Genomic DNA, 15,123 nt, shown 5'->3' with positions numbered 1-15,123 from the left:
TTCGCGGCGAAAAAACGGACCTATCGAATGAATCAGGCCGTCTCGGTGATCGGGCGGTCCACCCACGACATGAGGTCGCGCAGCTTCTTGCCGGTCTCCTCGATCGGGTGCTGCTCGCCCGCCGCACGCAGCTTGGCGAAGTTGGGCCGGTTCGCCTCGTCCTCGCCGACCCACTCGCGGGCGAACGTACCGTCCTGGATCTCCGCCAGCACGGCCTTCATGTTCTCCTTCACCTCGGGCGTGATCACGCGCGGACCACGGGTGAGGTCGCCGTACTCGGCGGTGTCGGAGATCGAGTAGCGCATGCGCGCGATGCCGCCCTCGTACATGAGGTCGACGATCAGCTTGAGCTCGTGCAGCACCTCGAAGTAGGCGATCTCCGGGGCGTAACCCGCCTCGGTCAGCACCTCGAAGCCCGTCTGCACCAGCGCCGACGCGCCGCCGCAGAGCACCGACTGCTCACCGAACAGGTCGGTCTCGGTCTCCTCGGTGAACGTCGTCTTGATGACGCCGGCACGCGCACCGCCGATCGCGGCCGCGTACGACAGCGCGAGGGCCTGGCCGCCACCGCTCGGGTCCTGCTCGACGGCGATCAGGCACGGCACGCCCTTGCCGTCGACGAACTGCCTGCGCACCAGGTGACCCGGGCCCTTCGGCGCCACCATCGCGACGTCCACGTCGGCGGGCGGCTTGATGAGGTCGTACCGGATGTTGAAGCCGTGGCCGAAGAAGAGCGCGTCACCCGACTTCAGGTTCGGCTCGATGTCGGCGGTGTAGATCTCGCGCTGCTTGGTGTCGGGCGCGAGGATCATGATCACGTCGGCCCACGCGGAGACCTCGGACACCGTGCCGACCTGCAGGCCCTCCTCCTCGGCCTTCGGGCGCGACTTCGAACCCTCGGCCAGGCCGATGCGGACGTCGACGCCGGAGTCGCGCAGGCTCAGCGCGTGCGCGTGGCCCTGACTGCCGTACCCGATGACGGCGACCTTACGGCCCTGGATGATGCTGAGATCGGCGTCGTCGTCGTAGAAGATTTCGACTGACATGAGGGGCGGTACTTCCTTTCCCATCGCATGATGTGCCCGCGACGCGCCGTCGGCGGCGCCCGGGCTCGGCGGCCGCGGTGGCCGCAGGTTCTATCGGGTTGAGTTCGCGGTGATCGACCGGGCGCCCCGGCCGAGCGCGACCATGCCGGATTTCACGAGCTCCCGCACGCCGTACGGTTCCAGCATGCGCATGAGCGCGTTCAGTTTGTCGTGCGTGCCGGTCGCTTCGACGGTGACGGCCTCCGGCGAGACGTCGACCACCTTCGCGCGGAACATCTCCACGGTTTCGAGGACCTGACTGCGCACGGTGGCATCGGCCCGCACCTTCACGAGCAGCAGGTCGCGCTGCACGGAGCTGGCGGGGTCGAGTTCCACGATCTTGATGACGTTCACGAGCTTGTTGAGCTGCTTGGTCACCTGTTCGAGGGGTTGTTCCTCGACGGCGACGACGATCGTCATCCGGGACACCTCGGGGTTCTCCGTGGGCCCGACGGCGAGGGACTCGATGTTGAAGCCCCGGCGGGAGAACAGGCCGGAGACACGGGCGAGCACGCCGGGGACGTTCTCCACCAGGACGCTCAGCGTGTGCATGCTCATGACTCTTACTGCTCCCCTCGCACGTCGGTGACGGCCCTGTCGGCGACGATGCCGTCGGCCGCGGGGCCGTCGGCGACGTCGTCGTCGTCGAACAGCGGCCGGATGCCGCGGGCCGCCATCACCTCGTCGTTGCTGGCACCCGGTCCGACCATCGGCCACACCTGAGCATCCTTGCCGACGACGAAGTCGATCACGACAGGGCGGTCCTCTATCGCCATCGCCTGCTTGATGACGTCGTCCACCTCCTCCTTGGTCTCACACCGCAGACCCGCACACCCGAGCGACTCCGCGAGGAGCGCGAAATCGGGAATGCGGTGCTTGTGCGTACCGAGGTCGGTGTTGGAGTACCGCTCGTCGTAGAAGAGGTTCTGCCACTGCCGCACCATGCCCAGGTTGCCGTTGTTGATCACGGCGACCTTGATGGGGGCACCTTCGAGCGCGCACGTGGCCAGTTCCTGGTTGGTCATCTGGAAGCAGCCGTCGCCGTCGATCGCCCAGACCTGCGCGTCGGGGTGGCCGAACTGCGCACCCATCGCCGCGGGCACGGCGAAGCCCATCGTGCCGAGCCCGCCCGAGTTGATCCACGAGCGCGGGTTCTCGTACTTGATGAACTGCGCGGCCCACATCTGGTGCTGGCCCACGCCCGCCGCGTAGTAGGCGTCGGCGCCGACGAGCTCGCCGATGCGTTCGATGACGTACTGCGGCGAGAGTGCGCCGTCGTCGGGCCATTCGTACCCGGCGGGGAACGTGTCGCGCCACGAGTCGATCTGCGTCCACCACGCCGTCAGGTCCGGCTTGTCGCCACGGTCGTGCTCGAACTTCACGGCTTCGATGAGCTCGCGGATGATCTCCTTGCAATCACCGACGATCGGCACGTCGGCCTTGCGGTTCTTGGAGATCTCGGCCGGATCGATGTCGGCGTGCACGACGGTGGCCTCCGGCGCGAACGAGTCGAGCCTGCCGGTCACCCGGTCGTCGAACCGCGCGCCGAGCGCCAGCAGCAGGTCCGCACGCTGCATCGCGGCGACGGCGGACACGCTGCCGTGCATGCCGGGCATGCCGACGTGGTGGTCGTGCGAGTCGGGGAACGCGCCGCGCGCCATGAGGGTCGTCGCGACCGGGATGCCGGTCAGCTCCGCCAGTTCGCGCAGTTCCTCCGACGCCTCCGCCTTGAGCACGCCACCGCCCACGTACAGCACGGGCCTGCGCGACTGCGAGATCAGCCGCGCGGCCTCGCGCACCTGCTTGCCGTGCGGGCGGAGGGTGGGCCGATAACCGGGCAGCGTCATCTCGGGCGGCCACGCGAACGACGTCGTCTCCTGGAGCACGTCCTTCGGGATGTCGACCAGCACCGGGCCGGGACGGCCCGTGCTCGCCAGATGGAACGCCTCCGCGACGACCCGCGGGATGTCGGCGGGGTCGGTCACCAGGAAGTTGTGCTTGGTGATCGGCATCGTGATGCCGCAGATGTCGGCTTCCTGGAACGCGTCCGTGCCGATGAGCGCCCGCGTCTGCTGACCGGTGATCGCCACGAGCGGCACCGAGTCCATGTTGGCGTCGGCCAGCGGCGTGACCAGGTTGGTGGCACCGGGGCCCGACGTCGCCATGCACACGCCGACCTTGCCCGTGGCCTGGGCGTACCCGGTGGCGGCGTGACCTGCGGCCTGTTCGTGCCGCACCAGCACGTGGCGGACCTTCGTCGAGTCGAGAAGCGGGTCGTAGGCGGGCAGGATCGTGCCGCCCGGAATGCCGAAGACGACCTCCGAGCCGACCGCCTCGAGCGCCCGTACGAGCGACTGCGCGCCGGTGACGCGGACGGGCGTGCCCGCGGGCGGGGTGGGCTTCGGGCGGGGTGCGTTCGGCTGGGCGGACTTGCGGGACGCCTCGGTGGCGTCCGTGGCTCCGGCGTCTCCGGCGGAGCCGGATTCCGATCGCGAGGTCGCGCTAGTCATCGATGTCTGCCTCGTGTCCTGGTGCTCTCGAGCGTGCTGAGTCGATCCTGCTGGGCTCGTCGGCTTCTCGTGTCGGGTTCTCGGTCGGATGGTCGGTTCGGTGTGCTGCTCGGTTCGGTGTGACGGTCGATTCGGTGTGACGGTCGGCCGTGGCGGCCGGGTGAGGCCGTGGTGCGAGGCGTCCGTGGTGTTCGCCTGACTTCACCCGATCGGGGCTGCACCGCCGTCACCTCGACGACATCGCAACCTCGACATCAAAAAACCCCCGCCGACCGGGGTGGTCGTACGAGGGTCGCGCGTTGATGCAGAGGCGGCTTCCTAAGCGTCGCTCTCGGCGTCAACGCGCTCGGGAAGTACGAGAATCGTCTGCGGTGTCACGCCGGTGACGGTAATCGGGCCGCGGTGGGAGTGTCAACTCTGCGGGATCGTGATTCCGGATACTGGAACACTGATCCACTCGGCGGACACCGGCACCTCCGGGCGGACGCCACCGCGTACCCACAACCGCCGTGTCGCTCCACCCGTCGCCCGACCACCGCCCCTCAACGACACGCTCCCGCGCGACTGTGTTGTCAGGCCGTGTTGCAGGTTCCGGGGCCCGTGTTGCGGGTTCCGGAGCCCGTGTTGCGGATCCCCGCGCTCGTGTTGCGGTTTCCGGGGCTCGTGTTGCGGATCCCCGCGCTCGTGTTGCGGTTTCCGGGGCTCGTGTTGCGGTTTCCGGGGTTGGCGCCTCGGACCCCGTGACGCGGGACGCCGCCCGTCATCGACCCGCCGGCGCGTGGGCGTCGCGATCGTTCTCCCTGCGCAAACCCGCCCGGAATGCCGGAAGGCCATGCGGCGGTGGCACCATCGGGGTGTGGCAGACGAATCAGGTGAACCGCAGCAGCAGTCCGGGACACAGGTCCGCGAGCGCGCGAGTCGCGACGAACACGTCGTGCGCAAGCAGCGCCGCGCGGTGTTCCGTGTCCCGCCGGTGTCCCTGCTGACCATCCCGATCCTGCTGTTCTGCATCACGCCGGTGGCGTTCACCGTGCCCGGGCTGCAGTTGCTGTACCTGATCCCGGTGGCCGTCGTGGTCTGGGTGGTGCGCGTCCGCACGGTCGCCACTCCCGAGGGGCTGACGGCCCGCACCCTCACGACCTCCCGGTCGATCCCGTGGGACGACCTCTCCGGCCTGTCGGTCACGGAGAAGGCGGCGATCCGGGCGGCACTGCCGGACGGCACGACCGCAGCACTCCCCTACGTCCGCCTGCATCACGTGCCGGTGCTGTCGCTGTTGTCCGACGGCCGCATCCCCGACCCGTCCGGCGCGCTGGCGGGCGACAGCGACGGCAAGGCCGGGTCCGGCGCCGACACCACCGAGACCGCCGCCCGCGGCACCGGCGCCGGCACCGACCACGACTCCGAGGACACCGACGAGGCGGAGCGGCCGACGAACCCGGCCTGACGCCGACACGACCCGGCGCACCTCACCCGCCGCCGAGTCCCGTCAGCACGGCGCGCAGGGCGTTCCGTGCCGTGCGGAGCTCGTCGAGCGACACGGCCGACACCGCCTCCGCCCGCGGCGCGTCCGTATCGGCGACCAACTGCTCGAGCCTGCCCAGCCCCGCCTCGGTCGCCCGGTACAGCGATGAGCGCGCGTGCTCCGGGTTGCCGTGACGCGCGGCGAGCCCCGCCTGGACCAGTTCACCAGCCACACGCTGGACAGCCTGCCGGGTGAGCCCGAGCCTGGACGCGATGTCCGGCACCGTCGCGTCACCGCCGGACAGCACGCTGAGCACGTGCCACTGCGCGACGGTCACCCCGCGCGCGGCCGCGTCCGCCTCGCTGATCCGCCGGCTCACCGCGGCGAGTTCGTACACGTCCGCGATCAGCGCGCGATAGGCCTGTGCCTTGGCCGACGGGTCATCGGTGCCGGACGAACCGGAGGACGTCCCACTTGACAACATGTTGTCATTCTAGTCGACTCGTCGCATGACCGCAGCAGCGCACCGCGGACTGAGCAGGGCCGCCGCCGTCCCCCTCGCGTTCGGCTCGATCGCGGGCTCCGGCGTTCTCAGCCTGCCGTCGGCGGTCTACGCCGAGACCGGCCCGAGCAGTCTGCTCGTGTGGTTCGTCTCCGGTGTGCTGTGCCTTCCCATGCTCGTCATGTTTCGCGACACCGTGCGGATGTCCCCGAACGGTGACGCGTTGCAGACGCTGGTGACCCGTGGCCTCGGCGACCCGATCGGCCGGGCCGTGCCGTTGATGTTTTTGTTCGTCGTTGTCGTCGGCCTGCCGACGGGATGCGTCGTGGCCGGCCGTTACGTCGAACGCGGGCTCGGTGTTCCCGGCGCGACCGGAGTCGTCGCGGTGGCGCTGCTCGCCGCCGCCCTGCTGATCAGTTCCCGCGGTGCGGGCGCCAAGCAATGGACCCAGCTCGTGGGCAGCGCCGCGCTGACGCTCACCGGTCTCGCGCTCGTGCTGCTCGGCACACTGGGCAGCGGAGCACGGTCCGAACCACCGGACCTGATCCCCGGCGCCGAGGCCGCGCACGTGCTGCTGCCCGGTGTGCTCTTGGCGTTCTGGGCCTTCGTCGGCTTCGAGAACATGACGTTCCTGGCCCGCGAACTCCGCGCACCGCATCGGGATTTCCTCCCCGTGAGCGGGGCGGCACTCGCGCTGTACGGCACGTTCGCCGTCGCCCTGACCGTGACCGTCGCCCTCAGCGTCGCCCGCAGCGGCGTCGACCCGGTCGCGGGCCTGTTGCAGATCGCAGACACGCCACCGGTGCGCGCGGTCGTCGCCGTCGTGGCCGTGTCGGCGATGCTCATCAACGCCGTCGCCTGGGTCCGCGGGCTGAGCGCACTGCTGCGGCTCGCGGCCGCCGACGGCACGCTTCCGCGCCGCACCCCCGCTCCGGTGGTGACGATGGGCGCGCTGTTCTCCGTCACCTTCGCCGTTCTCCTGCCGAACCAGGACCTGACGGTGGACGCGCTCGCCGCGAGCAGCGCGGTGTTCGTCCTGATCTACGCGGTCTGCATCGTGGGCTACGTCCGGTCGTACGGTCTCAACGCACGCACGCTCACGAACGCCGCACTGCTCGTCGTCATGGCCGTGTCACTCGTCCAGTCCGGCGGCCGCAGTCTGTACGGCGTCTGCGTGGCCGTGTGCTGTCTCGCCTGGTGCGCGTGGCGGCACCGGCGTGCCCGCGTGCACATCTGACCCCGCTCCCACCGGAACGGCGTCTCGCGGACACGGTGGCCGCTCGACCCGGCGTCGCACAGGTAGGACCCACACGGCGTTTCCCACAGTGCGGACGCCTCACGCTCCGATCCCCGCATGTCGGGCCGCCACCTGTCCACGCCGTGGGAGCCCGGGCGTAACCTGTCGACATGCCTGCTCTGCGTTCCCGTACCACCACTCACGGCCGCAACGCTGCCGGGGCACGTTCCCTGTGGCGAGCGACCGGGATGACCGACAGCGACTTCGGCAAGCCGATCGTCGCGATCGCCAACTCGTACACGCAGTTCGTGCCCGGCCACGTACACCTCAAGGATCTCGGTGAGATCGTGGCCGAGGCGGTCGGCGAGGCGGGCGGCGTCGCGCGCGAGTTCCACACGATCGCCGTCGACGACGGCATCGCCATGGGCCACTCGGGCATGCTCTACTCGCTGCCCTCGCGCGAGATCATCTCCGATTCCGTCGAGTACATGGTCAACGCGCACCAGGCCGATGCGCTCGTGTGCATCTCCAACTGCGACAAGATCACGCCCGGCATGCTCAACGCCGCGATGCGGCTGAACATCCCGACCGTGTTCGTGTCCGGCGGGCCGATGGAGGCCGGCAAGGCGGTCGTCGTGGACGGCGTCGCGCACCCGTCGAGCGACCTGATCACGACGATCTCGGCATCGGCCAACGACGCGGTCGACGAGCAGGGGCTGTCCGAGGTCGAACGGTCCGCGTGCCCGACCTGCGGCTCGTGCTCGGGCATGTTCACCGCGAACTCGATGAACTGTCTCACCGAGGCACTCGGCCTGTCCCTGCCGGGCAACGGCTCGACGCTGGCCACGCACGCGGCGCGGCGCGCGCTGTTCGAGAACGCGGGCCGCACGGTCGTCGAACTGGCCAAGCGCTGGTACGCCGAGGACGACGAGTCGGCCCTGCCCCGCAGCATCGCGTCGAGGGAGGCGTTCGAGAACGCCATGGCGCTGGACATGGCGATGGGCGGGTCGACGAACACCGTGCTGCACGTCCTCGCCGCCGCGGAAGAGGGCGAGATCGACTTCTCGATCGACGACATCGACCGCATCGGCCGTTCCGTGCCCTGCCTGTCCAAAGTGGCGCCCAACTCGGACTACCACATGGAGGACGTGCACCGGGCAGGCGGAATCCCCGCGATCCTGGGCGAGCTGTACCGCGGCGGACTCCTCAACACCGGCGTGTCCTCGGTGCACTCGCCGTCGATGGAGCAGTGGTTGTCCACGTGGGACATCCGTGCCGAATCGCCCTCCGAGGAAGCGGTGGAACTCTTCCACGCCGCGCCGGGCGGGGTGCGCACGACGTCGGCGTTCTCGACCGAGAACCGCTGGTCCTCGTTGGACACCGACGCCACCGGCGGCTGCATCCGCGACGTCGAGCACGCCTACACCGTCGACGGCGGTCTCGCGGTGCTGCGCGGCAACCTCGCCGACAGCGGCGCGGTGATCAAGTCCGCGGGCATCGACGAGGAGCTGTGGCACTTCGAGGGGCCCGCGCGGGTCGTGGAGAGCCAGGAGGAGGCCGTCTCGGCGATCCTCGGCAAGCAGGTGCAACCCGGTGACGTGATCGTCGTCCGCTACGAGGGGCCGTCCGGCGGTCCCGGCATGCAGGAGATGCTGCACCCGACGGCGTTCCTCAAGGGTGCGGGACTCGGCAAGGTGTGCGCACTGATCACCGACGGCCGCTTCTCCGGTGGCTCGTCGGGCATCTCGGTCGGCCACGTCTCCCCCGAGGCCGCGGACGGCGGCACGATCGGCCTGGTCGAGAACGGCGACCCGATCCGCATCGACGTCCACGAGCGGACCCTCGAGCTGCTCGTCGACGACGAGGTGCTGGCCGAGCGGCGCGCCAAGATGGACGCGAGCGAACGGCCGTGGCAGCCCGCAGAACGCGACCGTCCGGTGACGACGGCGTTGCGCGCCTACGCCAGGATGGCGACGTCGGCCGACCGCGGTGCCGTGCGCAACCTGGGCGCGTAGGCCACCGGCGCGGGGGTCCACGAACGACAGCGGCGCCGCACCCCCGGCGAGGGGTGCGGCGCCGTTTCTCGTTCCCGGGTACGCCCGGAGGCGGGACGCTCCGGCATCTGCGCCGGAGGTGACACGGCTGGCTACCGGAACATCACGATGATCACGATGGACGCAGCGGCGGCGAGGAGAAGTCCGAACAGTCCGAAGACGCCGGGCTTGCGCCGCCACGGCGTGTTCTTGTCGATCGCGATGCGGCCTGCGCCGGTGAACAGCAGCGCAAGTGCCGCGACGCCGACCAACAGGTCCAGTTCGGCCTCGAAGTAGCCGCTGCCGAGCTGGAACTTCGACACGACGATGTTGATCGCGACGCCGAGGACCGCCGCCGCGCCGATCGGGGTGAACAGGCCGAGGGCCAGCAGCAGTGCACCACCGGTCTCGGCGAGGGCCGTGATCCACGCGAGCAGGGTCGTCTGTCCGGTGTAGCCCATGGCGGTCAGCGCGTCGGCGAAGCCGCCGATGCCGGGTCCGTCGAACAGGCCGAACAGCTTCTGCAGGCCGTGGGCGCCCATCACCATGGCGAGGCCGAGCCGCAGCACGAGCAGGCCGACGTCGAGCCCGGCGTGCCAGCGGTCGGGTTCGGGGGCGGACTCCTCGACGTCCGCGAGCATGCTGTCGTTGCCCTGCCGGTCGAATCCGGACTCGTCGTACGCGCCGGAGTCGAACTTCGTCGTCGGGGAATCGAAGTTGTCGGGTGTGCTCATAGCCGCGCAGAGTAGAGCATCACCGCGACGACCGGGTGAACGCCACGGCACACCCGGTGTCGCGATGGTGACGTCTCGTCACACGTGCGGGTCGAACGCGATGTCGCCGGGCTTGGCCTTCTGCAGGTTGCTCTCGAAAGCGCCGTCGGAGATCGCCAGGCTCGCGCTGCCGAAGTCCGCGGAGGTGAGGGTGTCCCGGATGCCCTCGGGGAAGTGGTCCCAGCCCACCAGGTCCGGGTACTGCCACGTGCCGTGGTGGTTCTCGGGCGGTTCGTCGCCTGTGGACGCGGTGCGGAAGCAGTGGGTGCCCGCACCGTCCTTGTGGTAGACGATCTTCGGGTGCGTGCCCTGCCACTGCACCTCGGACGCCGGGTGGGTGGCGTAGTCGCCGTGGGCCGAGACGGAGACGTACTCGGCGCTGTCGCCGCCGCGCACCCAGACGACGACGTGCTCGATGTCGTGCCGGTGGCCGAACGCGTCGAGCCCGGGGACGGCCTGATCCTTCTCGAAGTACAGGTCGTACAGGTAGGCGCACCAGTCCCCGTCGCAGCGGGACCGCGAGTAGGCGTTCGTGTTGTCCAAATCGGATGCGTCGCGGCAGTTGCCGTTGAGCGCTCCGGAGTTGTCGAGTCCCCCGTTGAGGGTTCCGTCGGGCCCGATGGCGGGCGTCGGGTAGCAGCCGTCGGTGTCGTAGTCGAACGCCGGTTGCCAGCGGCCGTCCGCCTCCACGACGTGCCGGATCGTCGAGGTCCCGGTGCGCGCGGGGCTTCAGTCCGGCCCCGTCTCCGGCACGCTGTGCGCCCCGCCGGGTGCCACGAGCGTGCAGCTCCTCGTGGCCGGCTGGACCTACAACCGGCACTTCTGGGAGACCTCCCCCGAACCGGGCGGCCGGAGCTACGTCGAAGCGGCGAACGCCCGCGGCTACGCGACGCTCGCCATCGACCGGCTCGGCACGGGTGCGTCGCTGCACCCGCTGAGCGTGTACGACACCTTCGGCAACGACAGTGCCGCGGTGCTCGAGGTGGTGAAGGCACTGCGCGACGGCAGCCTCGGCACGGCGTTCTCGACGGTCGTCGGCGTCGGCCACAGCTACGGGTCGGTCGTCACCGCCGAGGTCGCCGGTCTCGACCACGACGCCTACGACGCCTACGACGCCTACGACGCGATCATCACCACCGGGTTCACGCACCTGCTCAACTACGCCAACGCGTTCGGCCGCATCATCGCCCACGACTACCTCGCGGCGGGCGACGAGAAGTTCGCCGGGTTGAACCTCGACCCGCTCTACGTGACGAGCCAGCCGGGCACGCGCGGGGTGTTCCAGCACGGGCCCAACACCCACCCGTCGCTGCCCGCGATCGACGAGAGCACGCTCAAGGACACCGCGAGCCTCGTCAAGGCCGCGACGGTGCTCACCTACAGCGTCCCGAACTCCAACCACACGCTCGACGTGCCTACGTTGGTCGTCAACGGCGATCGGGAACCGTTCTTCTGCGGCCTGCAGTCGGCGACGTGCACCAGTGACCAGGCGCTGCTCGATCACGAACGCCGGTGGTACGCGCCCGGCGCTCCCGTCGAGGCGTACGTCGTGCCCGGCACCGGGCACAGCGTCACGCTCGAGCGCACCGCACCGCTGGCCATGGAGCGCATGCTCGGCTTCGCCGACCGTGTCGCCGGACGTGGCGGCGGCGTCACGGGAACACCCGCGGGCACCCTGCCGGAGGTGCCGGAGCCGCCGCGGCCACCGGCCCCGGGGCCGGTGGCCGCGCTGGCGAACCGTGCGCTGCTCACCGCAGCCAAGCCGATCGCCGACGAGTTCACCGATCTCAGCGACGGCGTGCCGGGCCTCGGCGACGCGGAGAACCCCGTGCCCGCGACCGCGCGCCTGCTCGCCCGTCTCGCGAACGTCCTGGGCAGCTGAGGACAGGCCCGGGCTCCGTGCGTCCGGGGCCCGGGCCGCCCCCTGGCATCGAACCCGCGGTCGTGGTCAGATGGACGGTGATCACGGGTTCCGCCGCACGACAAGAACCTGCGCCGAAGGAGGCGTCCGTGGGCAGTGCATACGTTGTCGGCACGTTCGACACCAAGGGCGACGAGTTGCGCTACGTCGCCGAGCTGATCCGCGAGACCGGGGTGACCGTGCGCACCGTCGACCTGGCCACCGGCGATCCGGCCACCGGCGGGGAAGCCGCCGGGGCCGCGCCTTCCGGCGTCGACGTCCCGGCACGCGAGGTCGCCGCCTGGCACCCCGACGGCCCCGACGCGGTGTTCACGGGTGACCGCGGAAGCGCCGTCGCCGCGATGACCGAGGCGTTCGCCCGGTTCCTGCCCGCCCAGCGCGACCTCGACGGTGTCGTCGGGCTCGGCGGATCCGGCGGCACGGCCCTGGTCACGCCCGCGCTGCAGGCACTGCCCGTGGGAGTCCCGAAGTTCATGGTCTCCACCATGGCTGCGGGCGACGTCGGCGCCTACGTCGGCGCGAGCGACATCGCCATGCTGCACTCCGTCACCGATGTCGCCGGGCTGAACCGCATCTCCCGCCGCGTGCTCGGCAACGCCGCGCACGCGCTCGCAGGCGCCTGCGCCCATCCCGTGCCCGCGGGTGACACCCGCCCCGCCGTCGGGCTCACCATGTTCGGCGTCACCACACCGTGCGTCGACGCCGTGGCCCACCGGCTCGGCGACACGTACGACTGCCTGGTCTTCCACGCGACCGGTACGGGCGGTGCCGCGATGGAGAAGCTGGCCGACGACGGCCATCTCGCGGGCGTCCTCGACATCTCCACGACCGAGATCTGCGACCTCGTCGCGGGCGGTGTCCTCGCGGCGGGCGAGGACCGCCTCGACGCGATCGCCCGCACGCGGATCCCCTACGTCGGCTCGTGCGGCGCGCTCGACATGGTCAACTTCGGTGCGCCCGACACCGTGCCCGACCGCTACTCCGACCGGCTGTTCTACCCGCACAACCCGCAGATCACGCTCATGCGCACCACCGCCGACGAGGTCCGGGCGATCGGCGAGTTCCTGGCGCGCAAACTCAACGCCTGCGACGGGCCGGTCCGCTTCCTGCTTCCCGAAGGTGGCGTGTCGGCGCTGGACGCCCCCGGTCAGGCGTTCCACGACCCCGACGTCGACGCCGTGCTCTTCGACACGCTCGAACGCGAGGTCCGGCAGACCGGAAACCGGCGGCTGATCCGCTCGCCGCACCACCTCAACGACCCCGAGTTCGCCGACGAGCTCGTGGCCGCGTTCACCGACGCGACGAACCCGACATCGGCACAGAGCACGAACGCAGCAAGGAGTTGACGTGCCCCGGATCGACAGGCAGGAACTGCTCACCACGTTCACCGCGATGGCACGGCGCGGCGAGCCGATCGTGGGCGGCGGCGCCGGAACGGGCCTGTCCGCCAAGTGCGAGGAGGCGGGCGGCATCGACCTCATCGTCATCTACAACTCCGGTCGTTTCCGCATGGCGGGCCGCGGTTCCCTCGCCGGTCTGCTCGCCTACGGCAACGCCAACGACATCGTCGTGGAGATGGCCGACGAGGTGCTGCCGGTGGTGAAGCGGACGCCCGTGCTGGCGGGCGTCAACGCGACCGATCCGTTCCTCGACACCGACCGTTTCCTCCGCAGGCTCGCCGACCTCGGCTTCTCGGGGGTGCAGAACTTCCCCACCGTCGGCCTCATCGACGGCACCTTCCGCGCCAATCTCGAGGAAACCGGCATGGGATACCAGCACGAGGTCGACATGGTCGCCGCCGCCCGCCGCGCCGACCTGCTCACCACGCCGTACGTGTTCTCCTCCGACGACGCCCGCGCCATGACCGAGGCCGGCGCCGACGTCCTCGTCTGCCACATGGGCCTGACCACCAGCGGGTCGATCGGTGCGGTGACCGCGAAGACGCTCGACGACTGTGTCGCGGCGATCGACGAGTGGTCCGCCGCGGCCCGCGAGATCCGCGACGACGTCCTCGTGCTGTGCCACGGCGGCCCCATCGCCACCCCGCAGGACGCGGCCTACGTCCTGTCGCGAACGCAGCACTGTCACGGGTTCTACGGCGCCAGCAGCATGGAACGGCTGCCCGTCGAAGAGGCGCTGACCGCGCGCACCCGCGAGTTCAAGGAGCTGGACACCGCAAAGGAGAAGTAGATGCCACGGCCCTATGCCAGCGGAATCGTGCCGGGTGACGTCGACGAGGTGTGGCGGCGCGTCCGCGACTTCAACGGCCTGCCCGCCTGGCACCCCGGGATCGACAGCAGCGAGATCGAACCGGGCCACAGCGCCACCGAGGTCGGCGCCGTGCGCAAACTGACGCTCGCCGACGGCGCCGTCGTACGGGAGCAGCTGCTCGTCCTCGACGACCCCGGCCGCAGTTACACCTACAACATCCTCGACGGCCCGTTCCCCATCCGCAGCTACATCAGCACCATTCGCCTCGCCCCGGTGACCGCCACCGGCGACACGTTCGTCGAATGGTGGACCGAGTACGACGCCGACGCCGCGGACGAGCCGACGCTCGACAAGACGTTCAGCCAGGGCGTCTTCGCGACGGGCATCGCCGGCCTCGCCGGCGGCTGACCTCCGGCGCCGCGTGAGGGAACCGCGCGGCCGGAGAGACGTTCCCCGGCCGCGCGGTGGAATCGTGTGGTGTGGCAGATCAGCTGCCGAACCCGTTGCAGTTGGCGACACCCGCGGCGCCCTCGGCCTCGGCGGTCTTGACCACCTCGCCGTCGACGGTCACCTTGCAGGTGACGCTGCCGCCGCCCGCACCGACGACGACCCGCAGGTCGCCGCCCTTGAAGAAGCCGCTCGTGGTGAGCTCCTCGTTCCAGGGCAGCTGGTTCACGGTCTCGGTGTTGGTCGAGTAGTTGCCACCGCCGAACGAGCTGTAGACCACCTCGGCGCTCGGCGCGTCACCGGTGACCTCGTACTGCACGGTGACCTCGCGGTTGGCCTCCTCGGTCACCTCGTTGACGGCCACGGTCGTCACGATGAACATGACGACCGCGACGCCGATCCCCAGAACGGACACCACGAGGCCCGCGATCGACATGCCCTTGTTGGTGGCCTGCCGGTTCTTCACCCGCACCAGACCGAGGATCGAGAAGATGAGCCCCAGCGCCACCAGCGGCCACGAGATCACACCGATGAACGGCATCCACGAGAACACCAGGCCGATGAGGCCCAGCACGAAGCCCGTGATGCCGAGACCGTTCCTGGCTTCCCGGGGCGGCTCCCCCATCGGAGCCTGCGGCATCTGCGGCGATTGGGTAGCGGACATTCCGCGGTACTTCCTTTCGTAGACGAGACATGTGTCCGCGGTTACCCACAGTTCCCCCGTTTGGGTGACCCGCGTGACTGTGCGGGCGACCGTACGAATTCCGTGTGGCGAAAAAGTGGCAGGTGGGTTGTCCGATTGGGGTAAAAGATCACGTCGGTGCCGGACGCGAACCACTGTGAGCCACGACCCCCACCGAAATATCGGGTCCGGCGCAGTGGTTGTCCTTGACGGGACACCCCGTGTCCCACGTGGATCCCCGACGAAAGGTGCACGCG

14 protein-coding genes are annotated in these 15,123 nt (G+C 70.0%); 7 read left to right on the top strand and 7 right to left on the bottom strand.

What is annotated here, in order from left to right; all coding sequences use genetic code 11:
- Positions 1-32: 32 nt before the first annotated feature.
- From ilvC to LY13_RS14755, 3 genes are all read right to left on the bottom strand, one after another.
- Positions 33-1,046, bottom strand: coding sequence for a ketol-acid reductoisomerase (ilvC, locus tag LY13_RS14765; protein ID WP_253829001.1), 1,014 nt, complete (start codon positions 1,044-1,046; stop codon positions 33-35).
- Positions 1,047-1,136: 90 nt separating this feature from the next.
- The gene (gene ilvN, locus LY13_RS14760; RefSeq protein ID WP_183656297.1) at positions 1,137-1,643 is read right to left on the bottom strand and encodes an acetolactate synthase small subunit; all 507 of its coding nucleotides are present in this window, start codon (positions 1,641-1,643) and stop codon (positions 1,137-1,139) included.
- A 5-nt stretch (positions 1,644-1,648) separates the two neighbouring features.
- On the bottom strand, positions 1,649-3,595 hold the full coding sequence (locus LY13_RS14755) for an acetolactate synthase large subunit (protein ID WP_253829000.1): 1,947 nt from the start codon (positions 3,593-3,595) through the stop codon (positions 1,649-1,651).
- Between the two features lie 856 nt (positions 3,596-4,451).
- Between LY13_RS14755 and LY13_RS14750 the strand changes: the two genes are divergently transcribed.
- Positions 4,452-5,042 carry a PH domain-containing protein gene (locus tag LY13_RS14750; RefSeq protein ID WP_253828999.1) on the top strand — a complete coding sequence of 197 codons (591 nt, stop codon included), beginning with the start codon at positions 4,452-4,454 and terminating at the stop codon, positions 5,040-5,042.
- Positions 5,043-5,064: 22 nt separating this feature from the next.
- On the opposite strand, the gene LY13_RS14745 is transcribed toward LY13_RS14750, so the two are convergent.
- Positions 5,065-5,544, bottom strand: a complete 480-nt coding sequence (locus LY13_RS14745) for a MarR family winged helix-turn-helix transcriptional regulator (RefSeq protein ID WP_253828998.1) — start codon at positions 5,542-5,544, stop codon at positions 5,065-5,067.
- Positions 5,545-5,569: 25 nt separating this feature from the next.
- Between LY13_RS14745 and LY13_RS14740 the strand changes: the two genes are divergently transcribed.
- Both LY13_RS14740 and ilvD read left to right on the top strand, forming a co-directional pair.
- Entirely contained in the window at positions 5,570-6,799 is a 1,230-nt protein-coding gene (locus LY13_RS14740; protein ID WP_253828997.1) for an APC family permease, read from the top strand.
- A gap of 170 nt (positions 6,800-6,969) precedes the next feature.
- Positions 6,970-8,814 carry a dihydroxy-acid dehydratase gene (gene ilvD / locus LY13_RS14735; RefSeq protein ID WP_253828996.1) on the top strand — a complete coding sequence of 615 codons (1,845 nt, stop codon included), beginning with the start codon at positions 6,970-6,972 and terminating at the stop codon, positions 8,812-8,814.
- 131 nt (positions 8,815-8,945) lie between these two features.
- Here ilvD and LY13_RS14730 read toward each other — a convergent pair whose 3' ends face one another.
- A complete protein-coding gene (locus tag LY13_RS14730; RefSeq protein ID WP_253828995.1) occupies positions 8,946-9,566 on the bottom strand; it encodes a DoxX family protein in 621 nt (206 codons plus the stop codon).
- 78 nt (positions 9,567-9,644) lie between these two features.
- Positions 9,645-10,295, bottom strand: a complete 651-nt coding sequence (locus LY13_RS14725; RefSeq protein WP_253828994.1) for an NPP1 family protein — start codon at positions 10,293-10,295, stop codon at positions 9,645-9,647.
- Between the two features lie 25 nt (positions 10,296-10,320).
- Here LY13_RS14725 and LY13_RS14720 point away from each other — a divergent pair, with 25 nt between their 5' ends.
- From LY13_RS14720 to LY13_RS14705, 4 genes are all read left to right on the top strand, one after another.
- Complete coding sequence (locus LY13_RS14720; protein ID WP_253828993.1) at positions 10,321-11,487, top strand: alpha/beta hydrolase; 1,167 nt, start codon at positions 10,321-10,323, stop codon at positions 11,485-11,487.
- A gap of 128 nt (positions 11,488-11,615) precedes the next feature.
- Positions 11,616-12,872 (top strand): Tm-1-like ATP-binding domain-containing protein, encoded by a 1,257-nt coding sequence (locus tag LY13_RS14715; protein ID WP_253828992.1) that lies wholly within the window; start codon positions 11,616-11,618, stop codon positions 12,870-12,872.
- Position 12,873: 1 nt separating this feature from the next.
- The gene (locus LY13_RS14710) at positions 12,874-13,716 is read left to right on the top strand and encodes a phosphoenolpyruvate hydrolase family protein (protein WP_253828991.1); all 843 of its coding nucleotides are present in this window, start codon (positions 12,874-12,876) and stop codon (positions 13,714-13,716) included.
- Positions 13,717-14,145, top strand: coding sequence for an SRPBCC family protein (locus tag LY13_RS14705; RefSeq protein WP_253828990.1), 429 nt, complete (start codon positions 13,717-13,719; stop codon positions 14,143-14,145).
- A gap of 79 nt (positions 14,146-14,224) precedes the next feature.
- On the opposite strand, the gene LY13_RS14700 is transcribed toward LY13_RS14705, so the two are convergent.
- Entirely contained in the window at positions 14,225-14,848 is a 624-nt protein-coding gene (locus tag LY13_RS14700) for a DUF4190 domain-containing protein (protein ID WP_253828989.1), read from the bottom strand.
- Between the last annotated feature and the right edge of the window lie 275 nt (positions 14,849-15,123).

The organism is Prauserella aidingensis (genome assembly GCF_024171865.1).
Taxonomy (GTDB): domain Bacteria; phylum Actinomycetota; class Actinomycetes; order Mycobacteriales; family Pseudonocardiaceae; genus Prauserella; species Prauserella aidingensis.
This window is presented reverse-complemented; position numbering and strand designations above follow the sequence as displayed.

What these genes read in the sequence shown, in the direction of transcription:
- LY13_RS14745 (WP_253828998.1), bottom strand. Translation starts at nt 5,544, where the DNA reads ATGTTGTCAAGTGGGACGTCCTCCGGTTCGTCCGGCACCGATGACCCG.
- ilvN (WP_183656297.1), bottom strand. Translation starts at nt 1,643, where the DNA reads ATGAGCATGCACACGCTGAGCGTCCTGGTGGAGAACGTCCCCGGCGTG.
- LY13_RS14705 (WP_253828990.1), top strand. Translation starts at nt 13,717, where the DNA reads ATGCCACGGCCCTATGCCAGCGGAATCGTGCCGGGTGACGTCGACGAG.
- ilvD (WP_253828996.1), top strand. Translation starts at nt 6,970, where the DNA reads ATGCCTGCTCTGCGTTCCCGTACCACCACTCACGGCCGCAACGCTGCC.
- LY13_RS14755 (WP_253829000.1), bottom strand. Translation starts at nt 3,595, where the DNA reads ATGACTAGCGCGACCTCGCGATCGGAATCCGGCTCCGCCGGAGACGCC.
- ilvC (WP_253829001.1), bottom strand. Translation starts at nt 1,046, where the DNA reads ATGTCAGTCGAAATCTTCTACGACGACGACGCCGATCTCAGCATCATC.
- LY13_RS14730 (WP_253828995.1), bottom strand. Translation starts at nt 9,566, where the DNA reads ATGAGCACACCCGACAACTTCGATTCCCCGACGACGAAGTTCGACTCC.
- LY13_RS14700 (WP_253828989.1), bottom strand. Translation starts at nt 14,848, where the DNA reads ATGTCCGCTACCCAATCGCCGCAGATGCCGCAGGCTCCGATGGGGGAG.
- LY13_RS14740 (WP_253828997.1), top strand. Translation starts at nt 5,570, where the DNA reads ATGACCGCAGCAGCGCACCGCGGACTGAGCAGGGCCGCCGCCGTCCCC.